General features: G+C 57.2%; 18 protein-coding genes and 2 tRNA genes. 1 reads left to right on the forward strand and 19 read right to left on the reverse strand.

Going from position 1 to position 21,545, the window contains the following annotated elements:
* Positions 1-285: 285 nt before the first annotated feature.
* From pnp to rlmE, 15 genes are all read right to left on the reverse strand, one after another.
* Complete coding sequence (gene pnp, locus CKW23_RS18785; RefSeq protein WP_025258505.1) at positions 286-2,391, reverse strand: polyribonucleotide nucleotidyltransferase; 2,106 nt, start codon at positions 2,389-2,391, stop codon at positions 286-288.
* A 172-nt stretch (positions 2,392-2,563) separates the two neighbouring features.
* On the reverse strand, positions 2,564-2,833 hold the full coding sequence (gene rpsO / locus CKW23_RS18790; protein ID WP_002555121.1) for a 30S ribosomal protein S15: 270 nt from the start codon (positions 2,831-2,833) through the stop codon (positions 2,564-2,566).
* A 150-nt stretch (positions 2,834-2,983) separates the two neighbouring features.
* Positions 2,984-3,901 (reverse strand): tRNA pseudouridine(55) synthase TruB, encoded by a 918-nt coding sequence (gene truB / locus CKW23_RS18795; protein ID WP_025258504.1) that lies wholly within the window; start codon positions 3,899-3,901, stop codon positions 2,984-2,986.
* A 3-nt stretch (positions 3,902-3,904) separates the two neighbouring features.
* Positions 3,905-4,321 carry a 30S ribosome-binding factor RbfA gene (rbfA, locus tag CKW23_RS18800; protein ID WP_025258503.1) on the reverse strand — a complete coding sequence of 139 codons (417 nt, stop codon included), beginning with the start codon at positions 4,319-4,321 and terminating at the stop codon, positions 3,905-3,907.
* Positions 4,322-4,478: 157 nt separating this feature from the next.
* The gene (gene infB / locus CKW23_RS18805; protein ID WP_025258502.1) at positions 4,479-7,016 is read right to left on the reverse strand and encodes a translation initiation factor IF-2; all 2,538 of its coding nucleotides are present in this window, start codon (positions 7,014-7,016) and stop codon (positions 4,479-4,481) included.
* Between the two features lie 26 nt (positions 7,017-7,042).
* Positions 7,043-8,524 (reverse strand): transcription termination factor NusA, encoded by a 1,482-nt coding sequence (gene nusA, locus CKW23_RS18810; RefSeq protein WP_025258501.1) that lies wholly within the window; start codon positions 8,522-8,524, stop codon positions 7,043-7,045.
* A 59-nt stretch (positions 8,525-8,583) separates the two neighbouring features.
* Positions 8,584-9,042, reverse strand: a complete 459-nt coding sequence (rimP, locus tag CKW23_RS18815) for a ribosome maturation factor RimP (protein WP_025258500.1) — start codon at positions 9,040-9,042, stop codon at positions 8,584-8,586.
* A gap of 128 nt (positions 9,043-9,170) precedes the next feature.
* Positions 9,171-9,247, reverse strand: a tRNA-Met gene (locus CKW23_RS18820).
* A 96-nt stretch (positions 9,248-9,343) separates the two neighbouring features.
* Positions 9,344-9,429 (reverse strand) — tRNA-Leu (locus tag CKW23_RS18825).
* Positions 9,430-9,476: 47 nt separating this feature from the next.
* Positions 9,477-9,857, reverse strand: a complete 381-nt coding sequence (secG, locus tag CKW23_RS18830; RefSeq protein ID WP_025258499.1) for a preprotein translocase subunit SecG — start codon at positions 9,855-9,857, stop codon at positions 9,477-9,479.
* Positions 9,858-9,861: 4 nt separating this feature from the next.
* The gene (gene tpiA / locus CKW23_RS18835) at positions 9,862-10,617 is read right to left on the reverse strand and encodes a triose-phosphate isomerase (protein WP_025258498.1); all 756 of its coding nucleotides are present in this window, start codon (positions 10,615-10,617) and stop codon (positions 9,862-9,864) included.
* Positions 10,618-10,683: 66 nt separating this feature from the next.
* On the reverse strand, positions 10,684-12,024 hold the full coding sequence (glmM, locus tag CKW23_RS18840) for a phosphoglucosamine mutase (RefSeq protein WP_025258497.1): 1,341 nt from the start codon (positions 12,022-12,024) through the stop codon (positions 10,684-10,686).
* A gap of 20 nt (positions 12,025-12,044) precedes the next feature.
* On the reverse strand, positions 12,045-12,896 hold the full coding sequence (folP, locus tag CKW23_RS18845) for a dihydropteroate synthase (RefSeq protein WP_025258496.1): 852 nt from the start codon (positions 12,894-12,896) through the stop codon (positions 12,045-12,047).
* Between the two features lie 8 nt (positions 12,897-12,904).
* Positions 12,905-14,806, reverse strand: coding sequence for an ATP-dependent zinc metalloprotease FtsH (gene ftsH / locus CKW23_RS18850; RefSeq protein WP_025258495.1), 1,902 nt, complete (start codon positions 14,804-14,806; stop codon positions 12,905-12,907).
* Between the two features lie 193 nt (positions 14,807-14,999).
* The gene (rlmE, locus tag CKW23_RS18855; protein ID WP_025258494.1) at positions 15,000-15,650 is read right to left on the reverse strand and encodes a 23S rRNA (uridine(2552)-2'-O)-methyltransferase RlmE; all 651 of its coding nucleotides are present in this window, start codon (positions 15,648-15,650) and stop codon (positions 15,000-15,002) included.
* A 106-nt stretch (positions 15,651-15,756) separates the two neighbouring features.
* Between rlmE and CKW23_RS18860 the strand changes: the two genes are divergently transcribed.
* The gene (locus tag CKW23_RS18860) at positions 15,757-16,065 is read left to right on the forward strand and encodes a YhbY family RNA-binding protein (RefSeq protein WP_025258493.1); all 309 of its coding nucleotides are present in this window, start codon (positions 15,757-15,759) and stop codon (positions 16,063-16,065) included.
* Between the two features lie 20 nt (positions 16,066-16,085).
* On the opposite strand, the gene CKW23_RS18865 is transcribed toward CKW23_RS18860, so the two are convergent.
* The 4 genes from CKW23_RS18865 to carA all read right to left on the reverse strand — a co-directional run bounded on the left by CKW23_RS18865 (position 16,086) and on the right by carA (position 21,475).
* On the reverse strand, positions 16,086-16,448 hold the full coding sequence (locus tag CKW23_RS18865; protein WP_371856577.1) for an MFS transporter: 363 nt from the start codon (positions 16,446-16,448) through the stop codon (positions 16,086-16,088).
* A 58-nt stretch (positions 16,449-16,506) separates the two neighbouring features.
* Positions 16,507-16,983 (reverse strand): transcription elongation factor GreA, encoded by a 477-nt coding sequence (greA, locus tag CKW23_RS18870; protein WP_025258492.1) that lies wholly within the window; start codon positions 16,981-16,983, stop codon positions 16,507-16,509.
* Positions 16,980-20,201, reverse strand: coding sequence for a carbamoyl-phosphate synthase large subunit (gene carB, locus CKW23_RS18875; RefSeq protein WP_025258491.1), 3,222 nt, complete (start codon positions 20,199-20,201; stop codon positions 16,980-16,982). Before carB ends, greA begins: the two co-directional genes overlap by 4 nt.
* A 137-nt stretch (positions 20,202-20,338) precedes the next feature.
* Positions 20,339-21,475 carry a glutamine-hydrolyzing carbamoyl-phosphate synthase small subunit gene (gene carA, locus CKW23_RS18880; protein WP_025258490.1) on the reverse strand — a complete coding sequence of 379 codons (1,137 nt, stop codon included), beginning with the start codon at positions 21,473-21,475 and terminating at the stop codon, positions 20,339-20,341.
* Between the last annotated feature and the right edge of the window lie 70 nt (positions 21,476-21,545).

Here is a 21,545-nt window from a genome sequence, read left to right on the forward strand (position 1 = left end):
CTCCTGTTTTTCTCAGAAACTGCACCAACATCATTGGTTGCAGGGTTATTGGTTATATCGCAAGGGGTGTGCCAATCTGCAAAAAACAATAAAATCCTTTAAATACAACAAGTTATAATTTTATCCATTTTGCACGATCGTGCAGATTGCCCGTTCGACCAAAAACTCCACTTGCAAGATGCATGTTCCCATCGGGCGTTTTGAGTGGGGTTTACGCAAGCCTTTATTTACGCTCATAAAAAAAGGATCCCGAAGGATCCTTTTTTGGCGAAGCCTATCGAGCGATCAGACGCCCGACGCTTTTGCAGCGGCGACGTCCTTGATCGACAGCTTGATACGGCCGCGGTTATCCACGTCCAGTACCAGAACTTCGACTTCCTCACCTTCTTTCAGGATATCGGTCACTTTCTCTACGCGGGCATCGCTCAGCATGGAGATGTGAACCAGACCGTCCTTGCCTGGCAGGATGTTCACGAATGCGCCGAAATCGACGATACGCTCGACCTTGCCGACGTAGATCTTGCCGATTTCCGCTTCAGCGGTGATACCCAGAACGCGCTGACGAGCTGCTTCAGCCGCTTCCTTGGTTTCGCCGAAGATCTTGATCGAGCCGTCGTCTTCAATGTCAATCGAAGCCTTGGTTTCTTCGCAGATTGCACGGATGGTCGCGCCGCCTTTACCGATGACGTCACGGATCTTGTCGGTGTCGATCTTCATCGCGATCATGGTCGGAGCGTTGGCCGACAGTTCGGTACGCGACTGACCAATGATCTGGTTCATCTGGCCGAGGATGTTCAGGCGAGCTTCCAGGGCTTGGCCCAGGGCGATCTCCATGATTTCTTCGGTGATGCCTTTGATCTTGATGTCCATCTGCAGCGCGGTAACACCTTTGGAGGTACCAGCCACTTTGAAGTCCATGTCGCCCAAGTGGTCTTCGTCACCCAGGATGTCGGTCAGAACGGCGAACTTGCCACCTTCCTTGACCAGACCCATGGCGATACCGGCAACCGGCGCCTTCATCGGTACACCGGCGTCCATCAGAGCCAGGGAAGCACCGCAGACCGAAGCCATGGAGCTGGAACCGTTGGACTCGGTGATTTCCGATACGACACGGATGGTGTATGGGAACACGTCGGTTTCAGGCAGCATGGCCTGAACGCTGCGACGAGCCAGACGGCCGTGGCCGATTTCACGACGACCAGCGCCACCCATGCGGCCACACTCGCCTACCGAGAACGGAGGGAAGTTGTAGTGCAGCATGAAGGGGTCTTTCTTCTCGCCTTCGAGGGTGTCCAGCAGTTGTGCGTCACGGGCAGTACCCAGAGTCGCGACAACCAGAGCCTGGGTTTCGCCACGGGTGAACAGTGCCGAACCGTGGGTCTTTGGCAGAACGCCGACTTCGATGTTCAGAGGACGAACGGTGCGGGTATCACGGCCATCGATACGTGGCTTGCCGTTGACGATGTTCTCACGCACGGTGCGGTATTCGATTTCACCGAAAGCCGCTTTGACTTCGCCAGCAGACGGGCTGCCTTCTTCAACAGCCAGCTTGGCAACGACCTGATCACGCAGCTCGCCCAGACGGGCATAGCGGTCGGCCTTGACGGTGATGGTGTAGGCCTGGGAGATCGCGTCGCCGAACTCGGAACGGATCGCGCCCAGCAGCTCGGTGGCTTCCGGCTTTGGCTGCCAGCTCCAGAGAGGCTTGGCGGCTTCGGCGGCCAGTTCCTTGACTGCGTTGATCACGACCTGGAACTCGTCGTGGGCAAACAGAACGGCGCCCAGCATCTGGTCTTCGGTCAGTTCCTTGGCTTCGGACTCAACCATCAGAACAGCTTCGGAAGTACCGGCTACGACCATGTCCAGGCTCGAAGCCTGCAGTTGCTCGTAAGTCGGGTTCAGCAGGTAACCGGTGCTTTCGTGGAAAGCAACACGGGCAGCGCCGACAGGACCGTCGAACGGAATGCCGGAGATGGCCAGGGCAGCCGAAGTACCGATCATCGCTGCGATGTCCGGATCGGTTTTCTTGCTGGTGGAAACAACGGTGCAGACAACCTGCACTTCGTTCATGAAGCCTTCTGGAAACAACGGACGGATCGGACGGTCGATCAGACGCGAAGTCAGGGTTTCTTTCTCGGAAGGACGGCCTTCACGCTTGAAGAAACCACCAGGGATCTTGCCGGCAGCGTAGGTTTTTTCCTGGTAGTGCACGGACAGCGGGAAGAAGCCTTTGCTGGCATCGGCGTTCTTGGCACCGACCACTGTCACCAATACGCTGACGTCGTCGTCAACGGTGACCAGTACTGCGCCGGAAGCCTGACGGGCGATGCGGCCAGTCTCCAGGGTTACGGTCGATTGACCGAACTGAAATTTCTTGATTACCGGGTTCACGGTTTCCTACCTTTTCTGTGGCTCTTGGGGAACTGGTTTCTTGCGAATTCTTGGGCAGCGAGGGGAATCGGACCCTTCGGCAGTCCAGATAAAACTAGAGGCTGGAAGCCTGCCAGAACCATCGGTATACCGATGAATCGTGACAGACAACCAACCTCTCGCAACGTCGTTATTAGCGACGCAGACCCAGACGACCGATCAGGGCGCTGTAACGGCTAACGTCCTTACCTTTCAGGTAATCCAGCAGCTTGCGACGCTGGTTTACCATACGGATCAGACCACGACGCGAGTGGTGGTCCTTACCGTTGGCCTTGAAGTGGCCTTGCAGTTTGTTGATGTTGGCGGTCAGCAGTGCAACTTGCACTTCTGGCGAACCAGTGTCACCAACAGCTTGCTGGTAGTCGGTTACGATCTGAGCTTTTTCTTCAACGCTGAGTGCCATTTGGGCAATCCTTCAGTAAAGGAGCCGCTTCCGGAGAAGACGGTTCCAACAGGCCGGGGACAAACCCCGTATTAAAAAATGAGATGTGACCGTGCCTGTTGACAGCCACCCTCGTTCCAGTCCGCCTGCATGCAGACAGCCTGGTTCCGGTCATTCTGACCGAATCAGACGACGCGGCGCTATACGCCCGTCTTCGCTTACTTCACCAATACCGATGAAGCGACCTTCGTGATCCTGCACCCGGACCATGCCGAACTTCGGCGCATCCGGTGCTCTTACCGGCTGACCATGCAGCCAGTAGAAAGAACTGTGTTCCGAAAACTGCAGCAGTGGCCAATGTAGCAGACCGCTGTCCGATGGCATCAGGAAACGGTCGACCGCTTCGTTGCCACCGTCGGCGTGGACCTGCTCAAGCTCTTCCAGCGTGACCGTCTGGCTCAGGTTGAAAGGCCCGGCCTGGGTACGACGCAGCTCTGCGACATAGGCTCCACAGCCCAGTTTCTCACCGATATCCTCGACCAGGGTCCGAATATAGGTGCCTTTGCTGCAATCGACCGAAAGACGCGCAGTCTCGGACTCGCAAGCCAGCAATTCCAGGCGCGCAATAGTAACAGAACGAGGCTCACGCTCCACTACTTCACCTGCACGAGCCAGCTTGTAAAGAGGCTGGCCATCACGCTTGAGAGCCGAGTACATCGGAGGTATCTGGCTGATTTGACCGCGAAAATCCGGCAATACCGCTTCGATATCTTCACGACCAACGGTCACCGGGCGAGTCTGCAACACTTCGCCCTCGGAGTCTGCCGTGGTGGTGGTCTTGCCCAGTTGCATCAGCGTCTCGTAGGACTTGTCCGAATCGAGCAGGTACTGAGAGAACTTGGTGGCTTCACCGAAACACAACGGCAACACGCCTGTTGCCAGTGGGTCGAGGCTGCCGGTATGCCCGGCCTTTTCGGCATTGAGCAACCAGCGCACCTTTTGCAGGGCCGCATTGGAAGTAAAGCCCAGTGGCTTGTCGAGCAGGATGATTCCGCTGACATTGCGGCGTATACGCTTGACCTGAGCCACGCCTTACTCCTCGCTACCGTCCGGCTTCACGCCTTGTGGCGCGGAACCTTCCTGATGTTGTCCGTCTTCGGCCACTGCACGCTCGATCAATGCTGAGAGATGTGCGCCACGAGCCACGCTTTCGTCGTAATGGAAATGCAGCTGCGGCACGCTGCGTAGTTTCATCTCACGGGCCAACTGCATGCGCAGGAAGCCGGCGGCGGAGTTGAGCACCTTGATGCTCTGCGCGATTTCCTCGGCGCTGTCCTGGCCCATTACGGTCATGAAAATCTTGGCATGACCCACATCACGGCTGACATCGACAGCAGTGATAGTGACCAGCCCCACACGTGGGTCCTTGATTTCGCGACGGATCAACTGCGCCAGTTCGCGCTGCATCTGATCGCCGATTCGTTGGGTACGGCTATATTCTTTTGCCATGGTTTGCTACCTGTTACTGACTCGGGACCAAACCCTGACAGTCTGAAAGCGGCAAACGCCCGGCCTGACAATTGCCAGACCGGGCGTTGCGTTGAGAGCCCATGACAGCCCGTGCATTTGCATGCGTGGTTCTGCCATGGCTCCTGTAGCTCGCGATTTAGAGGCTGCGAGCAACCTGGACCTTCTCGAAGACTTCGATCTTGTCACCGACCTTGACGTCGTTGTAGCTCTTGACGCCAATACCGCATTCCATTCCGGCACGGACTTCAGAAGCATCGTCCTTGAAGCGGCGCAGGGATTCCAGCTCGCCTTCAAAGATAACGATGTCGTCACGCAGAACGCGGATTGGACGGTTACGGTGAACAACACCTTCAACGACCATACAGCCTGCGATCGCGCCGAATTTCGGCGAGCGGAACACGTCACGCACTTCGGCAATACCGAGGATGTTCTCGCGAACATCGCTGCCCAGCATACCGGTCAGTGCTTTCTTGACGTCTTCGATGATGTCGTAGATCACGTTGTAGTAACGCATATCCAGACCTTCCTGCTCGACGATCTTGCGAGCGCCGGCATCGGCACGCACGTTGAAGCCGAACAGTACAGCGTTGGAGGCCAGTGCCAGGTTGGCGTCGCTCTCGGTGATACCACCGACACCGCCACCGACGACACGCACTTGCACTTCATCGTTACCCAGGCCGCCCAGGGCGCCCTGCAGTGCTTCCAGCGAACCACGGACGTCGGATTTGAGGACGATGTTAAGCGTCTTCTTCTCTTCCTGGCCCATGTTCTCGAAGATGTTTTCCAGCTTGCCAGCATGTGCGCGAGCCAGTTTGACTTCACGGAACTTGCCTTGACGGAACAGAGCGACTTCACGGGCTTTCTTCTCGTCAGCCAGTACGCTCATCTCGTCGCCAGCATCCGGCGTGCCATCCAGACCGAGGATCTCGACCGGAATCGACGGGCCAGCTTCTTTTACAGGCTTGCCGTTTTCGTCGAGCATGGCGCGGATGCGACCGAAGTTCGAGCCGACCAGAACCATGTCGCCCTGACGCAGCGTACCGTCCTGAACCAGAACCGTGGCAACCGGGCCGCGGCCCTTGTCCAGACGGGACTCAACGACAACACCACGGCCAGGAGCCGATGGAGTGGCCTTGAGTTCCAGAACTTCAGCCTGCAGCAGGACCGCTTCGAGCAGTTCGTCGACGCCGGTACCCATTTTCGCGGAAACCGGAACGAAAGGCGTATCACCGCCCCACTCTTCGGAAGTCACGCCATGGACCGACAGTTCGCTACGGATGCGATCAAGGTCTGCGCCCGGCTTGTCGATCTTGTTCACTGCAACAACCAGCGGTACGCCAGCAGCCACGGCATGCTGAACGGCTTCGATGGTTTGCGGCATTACGCCGTCGTCTGCTGCAACAACCAGGATGACGATATCGGTTGCCTTGGCACCACGTGCACGCATTGCGGTAAACGCGGCGTGACCCGGGGTGTCGAGGAAGGTCACCATGCCGCGTTCGGTTTCAACGTGGTAGGCACCGATGTGCTGGGTGATACCACCGGCTTCGCCAGCAGCAACCTTGGCACGACGAATGTAGTCGAGCAGGGAAGTCTTACCGTGGTCAACGTGGCCCATTACGGTCACGACCGGAGCACGGGAGAAGGTTTCACCCACGAACTTCAGGGATTCGGCCAGGGAGTCTTCCAGCGCATTGTCGCTGACCAGCGTGACCTTGTGGCCCAGCTCTTCGGCGATCAACTGGGCAGTTTCCTGATCCAGTACCTGGTTGATGGTAACCGGAGTGCCCAGCTTGAACATGAACTTGATGACTTCAGCTGCCTTGACGGACATCTGCGCCGACAGTTCGCCAACAGTGATGGTCTCGCCGATGGCAACGTCACGAATAACCGGACCGGTTGGGTTCTGGAAACCGTGGGCATTGCGTTTCTTAAGCTTGGACTTGCCACGACCACCACGACGGAAACCATCGCTTTCTTCGTCGGTAGTACGAGGAGCAACGCGAACAGCCGGTGCCTTCTCTTTTACCGAAGCGCGATGCGGAGCGTTCTTGCGCTCGCCGTCGCCGCCACGAGCATTGCGGTCATCGCCACGGGTCTTGTCCGGGCGACGCTGATCGTCACGCTTGCGAACTTCGACAACAGGCGCAGCAGGTGCGGATGTTGGCGCAGGTGCCGCAGGTGCCGCAGGCGCTTCACGCACTGGCTCGGCAGCCACAGGGGCTGGCGCAGCAGCAGGTGCCGCGGTCTGTTCAGCAGCAGGCTGGCGACGCGCTTCTTCTTCGGCGCGACGCTTGGTTTCTTCTTCAGCCTTTTGACGGGCGGCATTTTCTACCGCACGGCGTTCGTCCAGCTCACGCTTGCGCTCGGCTTCGATTTCTTCCGGGCTGCGTTGCACGAAAACTTTCTTCTTGCGCACTTCAACGCTGATACTTTTGCTGCCGGCAACGCGCAGGGTGCTGGTGGTCTTGCGCTGCAAGGTAATCTTGCGCGGCTCTTCCACTTTAGCCTTGTGGCTGCTTTTCAAGTGAGTCAGCAACGATTGCTTTTCACTGTCGGACACATGTTCCTCGGCGGCGGTGTGCGGCAGACCTGCCTCACGCATCTGCTGCAGCAGGCGCTCTACCGGTGTTTTGACCTCATCGGCCAGTTGTTTCACCGTGACTTGCGTCATGCACTTCTCTCCTCAGGCCGCGCCTGTTACTCGAACCAATGGGCTCGGGCGGCCATGATCAACTTGCCGGCACGATCATCGTCAATGCCGTCGATGTCGAGCAGGTCATCTATAGACTGCTCGGCCAGGTCTTCGCGGGTAATTACGCCGCGCACCGCCAGTTCCATCGCCAAATCCTTGTCCATACCCTCAAGCGAGAGCAGGTCTTCGGCCGGATGGGCGTCTGCCAGCTTTTCCTCAGTAGCGATGGCTTTAGTCAACAAGCGATCCTTGGCACGAGCGCGAAGCTCGTTGACGGTTTCTTCGTCAAAGCCATCGATGTTGAGCATTTCTTCCAACGGTACGTAGGCAATCTCTTCCAGGCTGGTGAAGCCTTCATCGACCAGCACCTGCGCCAGATCTTCGTCGACTTCCAGCTCGTCGATGAAGTTGCGCAGAATGTCGCCAGTCTCTGCCTGCTGCTTGGCCTGGATGTCCGATTCGGTCATCACGTTCAGGGTCCAGCCAGTCAACTGACTTGCCAGACGCACGTTCTGACCGCCACGACCAATGGCCTGAGCCAGGTTGTCCGCACCAACAGCGATATCCATTGCATGGGCATCTTCATCGACGATGATTGCAGCCACTTCAGCAGGGGACATTGCGTTGATCACGAACTGTGCCGGGTTATCGTCCCAGAGCACGATATCCACACGCTCGCCACCCAACTCGCCGGATACGGCCTGAACACGCGAACCGCGCATGCCGATGCAGGCGCCTTGCGGGTCGATTCGTTTGTCCTTGGAGCGAACAGCGATTTTTGCACGCGAACCCGGGTCACGGGAGGCAGCCATCACCTCGATCAGACCTTCGGCAATTTCCGGTACTTCGATACGGAAAAGCTCGATCAGCATTTCTGGCGCAGTACGCGACAGAATCAGCTGAGGGCCGCGGTTTTCAGTGCGGATTTCTTTCAGCAAAGCCCGCAGACGCACACCTACCCGGAAAGTCTCACGGGAGATGATGTCTTCACGAGCCAGCAATGCTTCGGCATTGTTACCCAGGTCAACGATGACATTGTCACGCGTAACCTTTTTAACTGTACCGGAAATGATTTCGCCAAGACGCTCGCGATAGGCATCGACCACCTGAGCACGCTCGGCTTCACGAACCTTCTGCACAATGACTTGCTTGGCGGTCTGCGCAGCAATACGACCGAATTCGATGGACTCGATCTTCTCTTCGATCAGATCGCCAGCGACAGCACCCGGCTTTCTGGCCTGGGCCTGGTCTACAGCCAGCTCGTAGGCCGGATCGTCCAGATCTTCGTCTTCGACCACATTCCAGCGACGGAAAGTCTCGTAGTTACCGGTGTGGCGGTTGATTTCCACACGCAGCTCAACCTCATCTTCAAAACGCTTCTTGGTAGCAGTGGCAAGAGCCAGCTCCAGCGCTTCAAAAATCACTCCTGCCGGAACGCCCTTTTCATTGGACACCGACTCAACAACCAGCAGTACTTCTTTGCTCATCGTACGCCTCGCCTTTCGCAAGCCATTGGATCCGCGGGATCCGCTGTATCTGGCACGTCTCAGTCAAACGTGGGAATAATGTTGGCTTTGTCGATCAAGTCGATCGGCAACAGGTATTCGTGGTCTTCTACATGCACCACGACATCCTGCTCCTCCACCCCGCGGAGAAGGCCTTGAAAGTTGCGTCGACCATCGAAGGGCGAGCGCAGCTTTATTTTCACTTGTTCCCCAGCGTGCAAAGCAAACTGTTCAAGAGTGAACAGCGGGCGATCCATGCCAGGAGAAGACACTTCAAGCGTGTATTCAGCACTGATGGGATCTTCAACATCCAGAACACCGCTGACCTGACGACTGACTGTTTCGCAGTCCTCCACCAGAACGCCGCCTTCTTTGTCGATATAAATGCGCAGCAGTGAATGTCGGCCCTGGGAAAGAAACTCAATTCCCCAGCATTGATAGCCAAGAGCCTCGACCACCGGGGCCAACAAGGCCTGCAACTGTTCTAGCTTGCTCGACACCTGAACCCCCTCGTGCATGCTTTAGAAATAAAAAAATGGGCAAAAGCCCATCATGAAAACGCCGTTGAACATCGGCGCCTGTACTGTCCAGCTAACAAAAAGCCCCTAGAATAGGGGCTTCGCGAAACTGGTTGCGGGGGCTGGATTTGAACCAACGACCTTCGGGTTATGAGCCCGACGAGCTACCAGACTGCTCCACCCCGCGACAAAGCTGGGGCGGAAGTATACGACCGATCCCCTAAAGAATCAATCCAACATCCACCTACAAGAAAGCCCGCTAGTGCGGGCTATCTTGCTTAATTGGTACCGAGAAGGGGACTCGAACCCCTACACCCTATGGGCACAACCACCTCAAGGTTGCGTGTCTACCAATTCCACCACCTCGGCATTACAACTCTTTTTGGCGACCTCAACAAACATCGCCGAATTCTTTTTTACTTCTGCTCTGGCGCTTGAGGTACGTCAGCTGGAATAACAGCTGGCTTTTGCGCTTCGAGAACCGGAACATCATCTGCAGCCGGTTTTTGTTTCGTTTCCAAAACTGTTGGATCTGGCAAACCTGCTTGATTCAGCCCTTGAGCTTTCTCTTTAGCAAAGTAACCTAACCCCAAGCTGGTTATGAAAAAAGCTGCGGCGAGTATAGCAGTAAACTTACTGAGAAAGGTAGAGGTTCCTTGCCCTCCGAACACAGTATTTGATGCACCTGCTCCGAAAGACGCACCGGCGTCCGCACCTTTACCCTGCTGCAGCAATACCAGGACGACAACGCCCAGCGCACCCAGCAGATGAAAAACGATTACGACTGTTTCCAGCATTTTTTCAGTTTCCCGCGGCGCGACAGATCGCACCGAACTCTTCTGCATTCAGGGAAGCTCCACCAATGAGCCCCCCATCGATATCCGGCATGCTGAACAACTCGACCGCATTGGCCGCCTTCACGCTGCCGCCATAAAGAAGACGCACGCCTTGTGCGACTTCGGAATTCTCTTTCGCCAGTTGCGCGCGAATAGCTGCGTGCACTTCCTGCGCCTGTTGAGGCGAGGCTGTCAGCCCGGTACCAATGGCCCAGACCGGCTCGTAAGCGATTACCGCATCAACAAATGCACCGATGCCGAATTCGGCGATAATGCTATCGAGCTGCTGCCCGACAACTTCCAGCGTCTGACCCGCTTCGCGCTGCTCCAGGGTTTCCCCTATGCACAACACCGGTATCAGGCCGCTCGCCTGAATCGCCGCAAACTTGCGGTTGAGGACATCATCCTGCTCACCAATCAATTGGCGGCGCTCGGAGTGCCCAACCAGTACAAACCTGCAACCTGCATCAGCCAGCTGACTCGACGCTATCTCACCTGTCAGCGCACCTTGTGCTGCCTGAATCGCAGCATCCTGAGCACCAACAGCGATTGACTGACCTTTCAGCCCTTCGATCGCCTGGGCGATGTAGAGACTTGGAGGCATAACCGCGACATCAACATCGCTTGGCAGAACCTGCCCGGCAAGCCCGTCGATCAGCTCAGCGACGCTGGCGCGGGTACCGTGCATCTTCCAGTTACCAGCTACCATAGGGCGACGCATGCTACACCTCGTCGGTCAAAGTGGGCGCAGATGTTACCCAACACTTTCAACACTGGCAAGCCAAAATCAGGCGCAAACTTCAGCAACCAGTTTTGCCAGCTCATCGGCATAGTTTCTGACCTGGGTTTCGTCCTCACCCTCGACCATGACGCGCACCAATGGCTCGGTGCCAGACTTGCGCAGCAGGACGCGACCGCGACCCGCCATTTCCGCCGTAACACGGGCACAGGCCTCTTTTACCGACGGGTGATTGACCGGATCCACACCACCGCCAAAACGGACATTGACCAGAACCTGAGGACACTTGCGCAGCTTCTGACGGATTTCGCACAGGCTGACGCCACGGCGACGCAAGGCAAGCAGCACCTGCAGGGCAGCAATGATTGCGTCGCCCGTGGTAGTGTGCTGGAAGCAGACGATGTGGCCGGAGTTCTCACCGCCGATCTGCCAGTCACGCTCCAGCAGTTCGGCGATCACATAGCGGTCACCGACATTGGCACGCACAAACGGAATATTCAGCTCGGCCAGCGCCAATTCCAGACCCAGGTTGCTCATCAGGGTACCAACCACGCCGCCCTGCAGACGACCACGCTCCTGCAGATCACTGGCAATGATGTACAGCAGCTCGTCACCATCGACGACCACACCCGTATGATCGACCATCAGGACCCGGTCACCATCACCGTCAAAGGCAATGCCCAGATCAGCCTTTTCGGCCACCACGGCAGCCTGCAGCGCTTCCATGTGAGTGGAACCGCAATCCTTGTTGATATTGAGCCCGTCAGGTTGCGCCGACAGCACGACGACCTGAGCCCCCAACTCACGGAAAACACTCGGAGCCACTTTATAGGTAGCACCGTGGGCGCAGTCGATCACCACTTTCAGACCAGCGAAACTGGTACTGGTCGGCACGCTACTCTTGCAGAATTCGATGTAACGACCGGCCGCATCGTTGATGCGGGAAACCTTGCCGAGCTTTTCGGATTCAGCGACGGTCATCGGCGTATCCAGCAGCTCTTCGATCATCTGCTCGATCTCGTCAGGCAGCTTGGTGCCCTTGCCCGAGAAGAACTTGATGCCATTGTCGTAATGCGGATTGTGAGAAGCACTGATCACGATACCCGCTTCGGCATGAAAGGTGCGGGTCAGGTACGCGATAGCCGGTGTCGGCATCGGACCAAGCAGCATGACATCGGCACCGGCAGCCGAAATACCGGCCTCCAGCGCAGACTCGAACATGTAGCCGGAAATACGGGTGTCCTTGCCGACCAGAATCCGGCAGGCACCCATGCGACGAAATGCCATGCCGGCAGCCCAGCCGAGCTTGAGCATGAATTCAGGCGTGATTGGAAACTGCCCTACCCGACCACGAATGCCGTCAGTTCCGAAATACTTTCTTGTAGTCATAAATGCTGCTCCACAGTTTCTTACTCAGCCGATTCGACAGCTGCAATCATGCGCACCACATCAGCCGTTTCGGCGACATCGTGCACACGTAGAATTCGAGCCCCTTTGGCCATCGCCAGAGCAGCCAAAGCCAGACCGCCGTAAAGGCGCTCCCCGACGGGACGACCCAGCACGGTACCGATCATGCTTTTGCGCGACACCCCGACCAGCAACGGACGCCCCAGGGCATGCAGGACCTCCATGTGTTTGAACAGGCTCAGGTTGTGATCCAGCGTCTTTGCAAAACCGAAACCGGGATCAAGGATGATCCGCTCACGATCGATACCTGCCGCCGCACACTGAGTCATTCGCTCCTGCAGAAAGGCACTGACCTCACCCACCAGATCGGTGTAACGCGGGTCATCCTGCATATTGCCCGGCTCGCCAAGCATGTGCATCAGGCACACGGGCAAACCTGTCCGAGCGGCAGCCTCCAGAGCGCCGGGACGACCCAGCGAGCGCACATCGTTGATGAGCCCCGCCCCGAGACGAGCCGTTTCGAGCATTACCTCAGGCGTAGAGGTATCAACCGAGACAATGACGTCGAGTTCGCGGCCGATAGCTTCTACTACCGGCGCGACCCGTTCAAGCTCCTCGGCAGGAGAAACAGGAGGCGCACCAGGACGAGTTGACTCGCCACCGACATCGATCAGGGTTGCACCAGCCAGCACCATGGCCTCGGCATGACGCAAGGCAGCATCGAGCTGACTGTAACGACCGCCATCCGAGAATGAGTCTGGAGTTGCGTTGAGAATGCCCATCACGTGCGTACGGGCCAAATCAAGAACCCGGTTGCCGCAAGGCAACCGGGTCGGGTACAGCGTAGAAGTCATGTCAGACCTTAATGTTCAGCAGCAGGACCGCCGATCGGAGCTTCCGGGCGGGCATCCGGTACAGGCGTGCCTTTGGTACCCGAACCGCCTTCCCAGTCCCGCGGCTCACGCGGAGGTCGGCCTGCCATGATGTCATCGATCTGATCCGAATCGATGGTCTCATATTTCATGAGTGCATCAGCCATCGCATCCAGCTTGTCACGGTTGTCAGTGAGAAGCTGTTTGGCGGTGTTATAGCTGTGATCGATGATGCTGCGCACTTCCAGATCGATCAGCTTGGCAGTGTCGCCAGAGAAGTTCGAGTTCTGGCTGCCGCCACGACCCAGGTAACCTGAATCTTCATCTTCGGAATACATCAACGGACCGAGCTTTTCCGACAACCCCCACTTGGTCACCATGTTCCGGGCAATCTGACTTGCACGCATGATGTCGTTGGAAGCGCCAGTGGTCACACCGTCGAAGCCCAGCGTCATTTCTTCAGCGATACGACCGCCGTAAAGGGAGCAGATCTGGCTGACCAGGGCACGCTTGGACAGGCTGTAACGATCTTCTTCTGGCAGGAACATGGTCACACCCAGCGCACGACCGCGCGGAATGATCGACACCTTGTAGACCGGATCATGCTCAGGCACCAGACGACCAACGATAGCGTGACCCGCTTCGTGGTAGGCAGTGTTCTGTTTTTCCTTCTCGGACATGACCATGCTCTTGCGCTCGGCGCCCATCATGATCTTGTCTTTGGCCAGCTCGAACTCTTTCATTTCAACGATGCGCTTGCCGGCACGGGCTGCGAACAGGGAAGCCTCGTTGACCAGGTTGGCAAGGTCAGCACCCGAGAAACCCGGCGTACCACGAGCGATGACCCCAGGATTCACATCCTCGCCCATCGGCACTTTACGCATGTGAACCTTGAGAATCTGCTCGCGACCACGAATGTCCGGCAAACCTACAACCACCTGGCGGTCGAAACGACCTGGACGCAGCAAGGCCGGATCCAGTACGTCAGGACGGTTGGTGGCCGCGATGACAATGATGCCATCGTTCATTTCAAAGCCGTCCATCTCGACCAGCAACTGGTTGAGGGTTTGCTCGCGCTCGTCATGACCGCCACCCATGCCGGCGCCACGATGGCGACCCACAGCATCGATTTCGTCGATGAAGATGATGCACGGTGCGTGCTTCTTGGCTTGTTCAAACATGTCACGGACACGGCTTGCACCAACACCCACGAACATTTCGACAAAGTCGGAACCGGAAATGGTGAAGAACGGCACTTTCGCTTCGCCGGCAATCGCCTTGGCAAGCAAGGTCTTACCGGTACCCGGAGGACCGACCATCAGCACGCCGCGAGGAATACGACCGCCCAGACGCTGGAACTTGCCCGGATCGCGCAGGAACTCGACGAGCTCGCCCACTTCTTCCTTGGCCTCATCACAACCCGCCACATCGGCCAGGGTCGTCTTCACCTGATCTTCGGAAAGCAGGCGCGCCTTGCTCTTGCCGAAGCTCATCGGGCCGCCCTTGCCGCCCGCGCCACCTTGCATCTGGCGCATGAAGAACATGAACACGGCAATGATGACCAGAATCGGGAAGCTGGCTACCAGCAACTGGGTCCAGATGCTCTGCTGCTCAGGCTGTTTGCCTTCGACCACTACATTGTTATCGACCAGATCACCAATCAGACCGTTGTCTGCAATGGCCGGGCGGATGGTCTTGAAGGTGTCGCCATCACTGCGCTTGCCTGTAATGACAGCGCCGTCCACGGAAACCTTCTCGACCTTGCCATCCTTGACCTGCTGGATGAACTCGGAGTAGTTGAGGGTCTGCGGCTCGTTCGGGCTGGAGAAGTTGTTCATCACCGTCACAAGGACTGCCGCGATGATCAACCACAGGATCAAATTCTTTGCCATATCGTTCAATTAGCTACCCTCTGAAGCAAGCTCCACGCAGGAAGCGTGCCTCGCATGATATTCACCGGCCTAACTTACTACAGAACCTACAGATGTGGCAGGCACCGTCTGTAACCCTTTGTGAAACTTTGACTACATGATGGTCATACATGCGCCATCCGCATAGCCATTTGAAAAAACCTATCGACCGCCCTCAAAGACGCTCATCACTGGCAGCGCCTTCGACTGCGCGGAAACCGCGAGCCAGCAGATATTGCTCACGGGACCTGTCGCGCGACGACAATGGCTTGCGCATCTGCACCTTGTCGAACAGCTTGCGAATATCCTTGTGGTACACATCAAAGCCTTCACCCTGGAAGACCTTGATCAGAAAATCGCCACCCGGGCGCAAGACCCGACCGGCAAGATCCAGAGCCAGCTCACACAGGAACATTGCCCGAGGCATGTCCACTGCGCTCAATCCACTCATATTGGGGGCCATATCGGAAATCACAAGGTCTACCTGTGTATTACCTACAGCTTCCAGAATTTGAGCGAGAACGGCGTCCTCGGTGAAGTCACCCTTGATGAAGGTCACATCGGGGATGCTGTCCATCTCCAGAATATCGGACGCAATCAGGCGACCCTGACCACCAATCAGACGACTGGTCACCTGCGACCACCCGCCTGGAGCCGCGCCCAGGTCGATGACCGTCATGCCCGGACGGATAATCTTGTCCTTCTCCTGGATCTCCAGGAGCTTGTAGCTGGCACGAGAACGGTAGCCGTCCTTCTGCGCCATTTTGACGTATTTGTCATCAAAGTGTTCTTTGAGCCAATTATGGCTTGTCTTGGAACGGGCCACGGGGCACCTCAAAAATAAAACGAGTCGTGATTAACTGGGCGGTCCCGGACTCGCTCGGGTAAACTGGCCGCCGCTTTTTTACAAGATCAGACGCAGGGGTCAGATTATGCCGCTCACTCAAGAGCAGAAGAAACAATACAAATCCATTGGCCACCATCTGAAACCAGTATTGATAGTGGCTGACAATGGTTTGACTGAAGGTGTGCTCGCCGAACTCGAGCGCGCACTGAGCGATCACGAGCTGATCAAGATCAAACTCAATATCCTCGATCGCGAAAGCCGCCTTCAGACCATTGCAGAACTCTGCAAGGCCGGTTCAGCGGACCTCGTACAGGTCATCGGCAAAATGGCGCTGATCTATCGCAAGAACCCAAAGGTAAACAAGCAACTGTCCAACGTCCACCGCGCAAGCTGATTTTAAAAGCCAGGGCGCCTTCAGCGCGCCCTGCTGCTCCTTCCCGGCACCGGCTGCAAGACCAGCAACAAGCCGCTCAATGCCAGCACCAGATAACTCAGCAGTTGCCAGTGCAATGCACCGGCAAACCAGTGCCGCAGCACGTAATAAGCCGCTGACGACAACAATGCAATTGAAAGCAATTGCCCGCGAAAATCCCGCCAGACACTTGCCAGACGCTCGAAGCGAACCAGCAACGTCAGTTGCAACACCACACAGGCTGCCGCAAAAGCTACCAGCAGAGCACTCGCACGATTGGCGAACTGATCGATGAACAGCGGCGCAAGGCCTGTCTGATCGAGCACCGCCAATGTCGCCAGGTGCAAAAGGACCAGCCCGCCCACCCATAAGGTCTGGACAAGCTGCCAGACTATTGCGCCCGCTGGAAACGGGCGCAACCCATCAAACGTGACGGACTTCAACGATCTCGTACTCGATGACACCGCTAGGCGTTTTCACCGTCACCACATCGCCCTCTTCCTTGGCAATCAATGCACGGGCGATAGGCGAACCAACGGAAATTTTGCCCAGCTTGATATCGGCCTCATCTTCACCCACGATCTGATAGGTCACAGACTCGTCGGTTTCAACGTTGGCGATCTGGACAGTCGTCCCGAAAATCACCTTCCCGGTATGAGGAATGGTAGTGACGTCGATGATGACCGCATTCTGCATGCGGCCTTCGATATCACGGATCCGCGCCTCGACCATACCCTGCTGCTCGCGGGCAGCATGGTATTCGGCATTTTCCTTGAGATCGCCCAGCTCACGCGCAGTACCGATGTCCTGGCTGAGTTTTGGACGAATCACCTTGGTCAGATGCGTCAACTCTTCTTCCAGGGCGCGAGCGCCCTGGACAGTCATTGGGTATTTGATCATGCCTTCAGTCCTGCATGTAGATCCTGCAAGCGACGCACGGTCTTTTCCGGACCGAACTTGAGCGCTTCGCAGATGGCTTCGCCTGCAGCAATAGTAGTGGTGCAGTAAATCTTGTGCTGCAAGGCGTTACGACGAATGGAGTAGGAGTCAGCGATGGACTGACGGCCTTCTGTGGTGTTGATGATCAGAGTGACTTCGTCATTCTTGATCATGTCGACCACGTGTGGACGACCTTCGGTCACCTTGTTGACGCGACGCACCTTCAGGCCAGCAGCTTCGATCAGCTTGGCCGTACCGGCGGTCGCCACGATCTCGAAACCGAGGTTGATCAGGTCGCGAGCGACGCCGGCCACCAGAGGCTTGTCGTCATTGCGCACGCTGATGAATGCAGTACCACCTGTCGGCAGAATCTCGCTGGCGCCAACCTGGGCCTTGGCAAAAGCTTCACCGAAGGTGTCGCCCACGCCCATCACTTCACCGGTCGACTTCATCTCTGGGCCGAGGATCGGGTCAACACCAGGGAACTTGGCGAACGGGAAGACCGCCTCTTTCACACTGTAGAAGTTCGGAATGATTTCCTTGGTGAAACCCAGCTCTTTCAGGGTTTTACCCGCCATGACGCGAGCAGCGATCATCGCCAGGGAAACACCGATGCACTTGGACACGAAAGGCACGGTACGGGATGCACGCGGGTTCACTTCGATGACGTAGATGTCCTCGCCTTGCAACGCCAGCTGAACGTTCATCAGACCGACAACGCCCAGCTCCAGAGCCATTTTCTTGACCTGTTCGCGCATCTCGTCCTGGATGTGAGCCGGCAGCGAGTAAGGCGGCAGCGAACATGCGGAGTCACCGGAGTGAACGCCCGCCTGCTCGATGTGCTGCATGATCGCACCGATCACGACATCGGTACCGTCGCAGACAGCATCGACGTCCATTTCGATGGCGCAGTTCAGGAAGTGGTCCAGCAAGACCGGGCTATCGTTGGAAACCTGAACGGCTTCACGCAGGTAGCGCTTAAGCTCTTCTTCCTGGTAGACGATTTCCATCGCCCGGCCGCCCAGTACGTAGGATGGACGCACAACCAGCGGGTAACCGATTTTTGCGGCGGCACGAATGGCTTCGTCTTCGCTGCGCACGGTGGCGTTTGGCGGCTGACGCAGGTTCAGGCGCTCAACCATCTGCTGGAAGCGCTCACGATCTTCTGCACGGTCGATGGCGTCAGGGCTGGTGCCGATAATCGGCACGCCAGCAGCTTCCAGGGCGCGAGCCAGTTTCAGAGGGGTCTGGCCGCCGTACTGGACGATGACGCCTTTAGGCTTCTCGACGCGCACGATTTCCAGAACGTCTTCCAGAGTGACAGGCTCGAAGTACAGACGGTCGGACGTGTCGTAATCGGTAGAAACGGTTTCCGGGTTGCAGTTGACCATGATGGTCTCGTACCCGTCTTCGCGCAGCGCCAGAGCCGCGTGTACGCAGCAGTAGTCGAACTCGATGCCCTGGCCGATACGGTTAGGACCGCCACCCAGGATCATGATCTTGTCACGAGTCGACGGGTTGGCCTCGCACTCTTCTTCGTACGTCGAGTACAGATAAGCGGTGTCGGTCGCGAACTCGGCAGCGCAGGTGTCGACGCGCTTGTAGACCGGGAACACTTCCAGCTTCTGACGATGAGTACGCAGGTTCTTTTCGGTAACGCCCAGCAGCTTGGCCAGACGCGCATCGGAGAAGCCCTTGCGCTTGAGGCGGAACATCAGATCACGATCGATGGCCGAAAGACCCAGGGTCTTGACCTTTTCTTCTTCCTTGATCAGATCTTCGATCTGCACCAGGAACCAAGGGTCGATCATGTTCATTTCAAAGATTTCTTCGACGGTCAGACCAGCACGGAAAGCGTCGGCGACGTACCAGATGCGCTCTGCACCCGGAACGGTCAGCTCGCGCTTGAGGGTGCTCATGCTTTCCGGATGGCTCAGATCCAGCTTTGGATCGAGACCGCAGACGCCGACTTCCAGACCGCGCAGGGCTTTCTGCAGGGATTCCTGGAAGGTACGGCCGATAGCCATGACTTCACCGACCGACTTCATCTGAGTGGTCAGGCGAGCGTCGGCCTTGGAGAACTTCTCGAAGGCAAAGCGCGGCAGCTTGGTCACGACGTAGTCGATGGACGGCTCGAAGGACGCCGGGGTCTTGCCGCCGGTGATGTCGTTCTGCAGTTCGTCGAGGGTGTAGCCGACCGCCAGTTTGGCAGCGACCTTGGCAATCGGGAAACCGGTAGCCTTGGAGGCCAGCGCGGAGGAGCGGGAAACCCGTGGGTTCATCTCGATCACGACCATGCGGCCAGTGTCCGGGCAGATACCGAACTGCACGTTGGAACCGCCGGTTTCGACGCCAATCTCGCGCAGAACAGCCAGGGAGGCGTTACGCAGGATCTGGTATTCCTTGTCCGTCAGGGTCTGTGCTGGCGCAACAGTGATCGAGTCACCGGTGTGCACGCCCATCGGGTCGAAGTTTTCGATGGAGCAGACGATGATGCAGTTGTCCTTCTTGTCGCGGACAACTTCCATTTCGTACTCTTTCCAGCCGATCAGCGATTCGTCGATCAGCAGCTCTTTGGTCGGCGAAAGATCCAGACCACGAGCGCAGATTTCTTCAAACTCTTCACGGTTGTAGGCGATACCGCCACCGGTGCCGCCCATGGTGAACGATGGACGGATGATGCAAGGGAAGCCCAGTTTTTCGAGAACTGCGTTGGCTTCTTCCATAGTGTGGGCAATGCCGGAGCGCGGGCATTCCAGACCGATGGATTTCATGGCCTTGTCGAAACGCGAACGGTCTTCGGCCTTGTCGATGGTGTCGGCATTGGCGCCGATCATTTCAACGCCGAACTTCTCCAGAACGCCTTCGCGCTCCAGATCCAGTGCGCAGTTCAGTGCAGTCTGGCCGCCCATGGTAGGCAGTACTGCATCCGGACGCTCTTTTTCGATGATCTTGGCAACGGTCTGCCACTTGATCGGCTCGATGTAGGTCGCGTCGGCCATGGCCGGGTCGGTCATGATGGTCGCCGGGTTGGAGTTCACCAGGATGACGCGGTAACCCTCTTCGCGCAGTGCCTTGCAGGCCTGGGCGCCGGAGTAGTCGAATTCACAGGCCTGACCGATCACGATAGGACCGGCGCCGAGAATCAGGATGCTTTTAATATCTGTACGTTTTGGCATGGGGTTGTCACTCAAATCCGTAGGTCAGTCGGCAAGCCGTCTTGAACATTTCTTTGCGGTGACCTGGGTGGCGACAACCGGATTCATTATCCGGGGCCACCCTGGGCACGTGCTTACTACATTCTCAAGGCAGCCGGTCAGCGTCGCTTGGCCATGGCTTCGATAAAGCGGTCAAACAGGGGAGCCACGTCATTTGGACCCGGACTTGCTTCAGGGTGACCCTGGAAGCTGAAGGCGCTCTTGTCGGTGCGCTCGATACCTTGCAGGGTGCCGTCAAACAGCGACTTGTGGATAGCGCGAACGTTGCTCGGCAGAGTCGATTCATCAACCGCAAAACCGTGGTTCTGGCTGGTGATCATGACGACGCCGGTGTCCAGATCCTGGACCGGGTGGTTGGCACCGTGGTGGCCGTGACCCATTTTTACCGTCTTGGCGCCGGAAGCCAGAGCCAGCAACTGGTGACCCAGGCAGATACCGAAAACCGGAATCTCGGTTTCCAGGACTTCCTTGATGGCCTTGATGGCGTAGTCGCATGGCTCTGGGTCGCCAGGGCCGTTGGACAGGAAAACACCGTCTGGGCTGTAGGCCAGTACATCGCTGGCAGGCGTTTGCGCCGGAACAACAGTAACGCGGCAACCGCGCTCGACCAGCATGCGCAGGATATTGACCTTGACGCCGTAGTCGTAGGCCACGACGTGGTACGGCAGCTCGGCAGCGGCGATTTCAGGGTGGCTGTCGGTTTTCAGGCTCCAGACGCTGGAACGCCACTCGTAGCTTTCCTTGGTGCTGACTTCCTTGGCCAGGTCCATGCCCTTGAGGCCCGGGAAGCCGCGAGCGGCTGCGATTGCGGCCTCTTCGGAAATGTTGTCACCGGCGATGATGCAGCCGTTCTGAGCACCTTTCTCACGCAGGATGCGGGTCAGACGGCGGGTATCGATACCTGCGATGGCAACAACGTTGTTGGCCTTGAGGTATTCGTCCAGAGGCTGCTTGTTACGCCAGTTGCTGGAGACCAGAGGCAGGTCACGGATAACCAGGCCTGCGGACCAGACGCGATTCGACTCGGCGTCTTCAGGCGTGGTGCCTGTGTTGCCGATGTGCGGGTAAGTCAGAGTAACGATTTGCTGGGCATAGGAAGGATCGGTAAGGATTTCCTGATAGCCGGTCATTGCGGTGTTGAACACCACCTCACCAACGGTCTGGCCGTCGGCTCCAATGGCTTCGCCGCGAAAAATGCTGCCATCAGCAAGGGCAAGTATGGCTGGCTTAGTCAAGAAGACCTCCCGTAAATAAAGCCTGAAAGGGCGTTCGCAGGTTGCAAAAAAGCGGAATGACGTAGATACG

This window comes from Pseudomonas sp. Irchel 3A18 (assembly GCF_900187465.1).
In the GTDB taxonomy this organism is placed as follows: Bacteria; Pseudomonadota; Gammaproteobacteria; order Pseudomonadales; family Pseudomonadaceae; genus Aquipseudomonas; species Aquipseudomonas cichorii.

Coding starts and splice junctions, on each gene's coding strand:
- rpsO (WP_002555121.1), bottom strand. CDS start 2,833: ATGGCACTCAGCGTTGAAGAAAAAGCTCAGATCGTAACCGACTACCAG.
- rbfA (WP_025258503.1), bottom strand. CDS start 4,321: ATGGCAAAAGAATATAGCCGTACCCAACGAATCGGCGATCAGATGCAG.
- infB (WP_025258502.1), bottom strand. CDS start 7,016: ATGACGCAAGTCACGGTGAAACAACTGGCCGATGAGGTCAAAACACCG.
- nusA (WP_025258501.1), bottom strand. CDS start 8,524: ATGAGCAAAGAAGTACTGCTGGTTGTTGAGTCGGTGTCCAATGAAAAG.
- secG (WP_025258499.1), bottom strand. CDS start 9,857: ATGCTGGAAACAGTCGTAATCGTTTTTCATCTGCTGGGTGCGCTGGGC.
- tpiA (WP_025258498.1), bottom strand. CDS start 10,617: ATGCGTCGCCCTATGGTAGCTGGTAACTGGAAGATGCACGGTACCCGC.
- glmM (WP_025258497.1), bottom strand. CDS start 12,024: ATGACTACAAGAAAGTATTTCGGAACTGACGGCATTCGTGGTCGGGTA.
- folP (WP_025258496.1), bottom strand. CDS start 12,896: ATGACTTCTACGCTGTACCCGACCCGGTTGCCTTGCGGCAACCGGGTT.
- ftsH (WP_025258495.1), bottom strand. CDS start 14,806: ATGGCAAAGAATTTGATCCTGTGGTTGATCATCGCGGCAGTCCTTGTG.
- CKW23_RS18860 (WP_025258493.1), top strand. CDS start 15,757: ATGCCGCTCACTCAAGAGCAGAAGAAACAATACAAATCCATTGGCCAC.
- greA (WP_025258492.1), bottom strand. CDS start 16,983: ATGATCAAATACCCAATGACTGTCCAGGGCGCTCGCGCCCTGGAAGAA.
- carB (WP_025258491.1), bottom strand. CDS start 20,201: ATGCCAAAACGTACAGATATTAAAAGCATCCTGATTCTCGGCGCCGGT.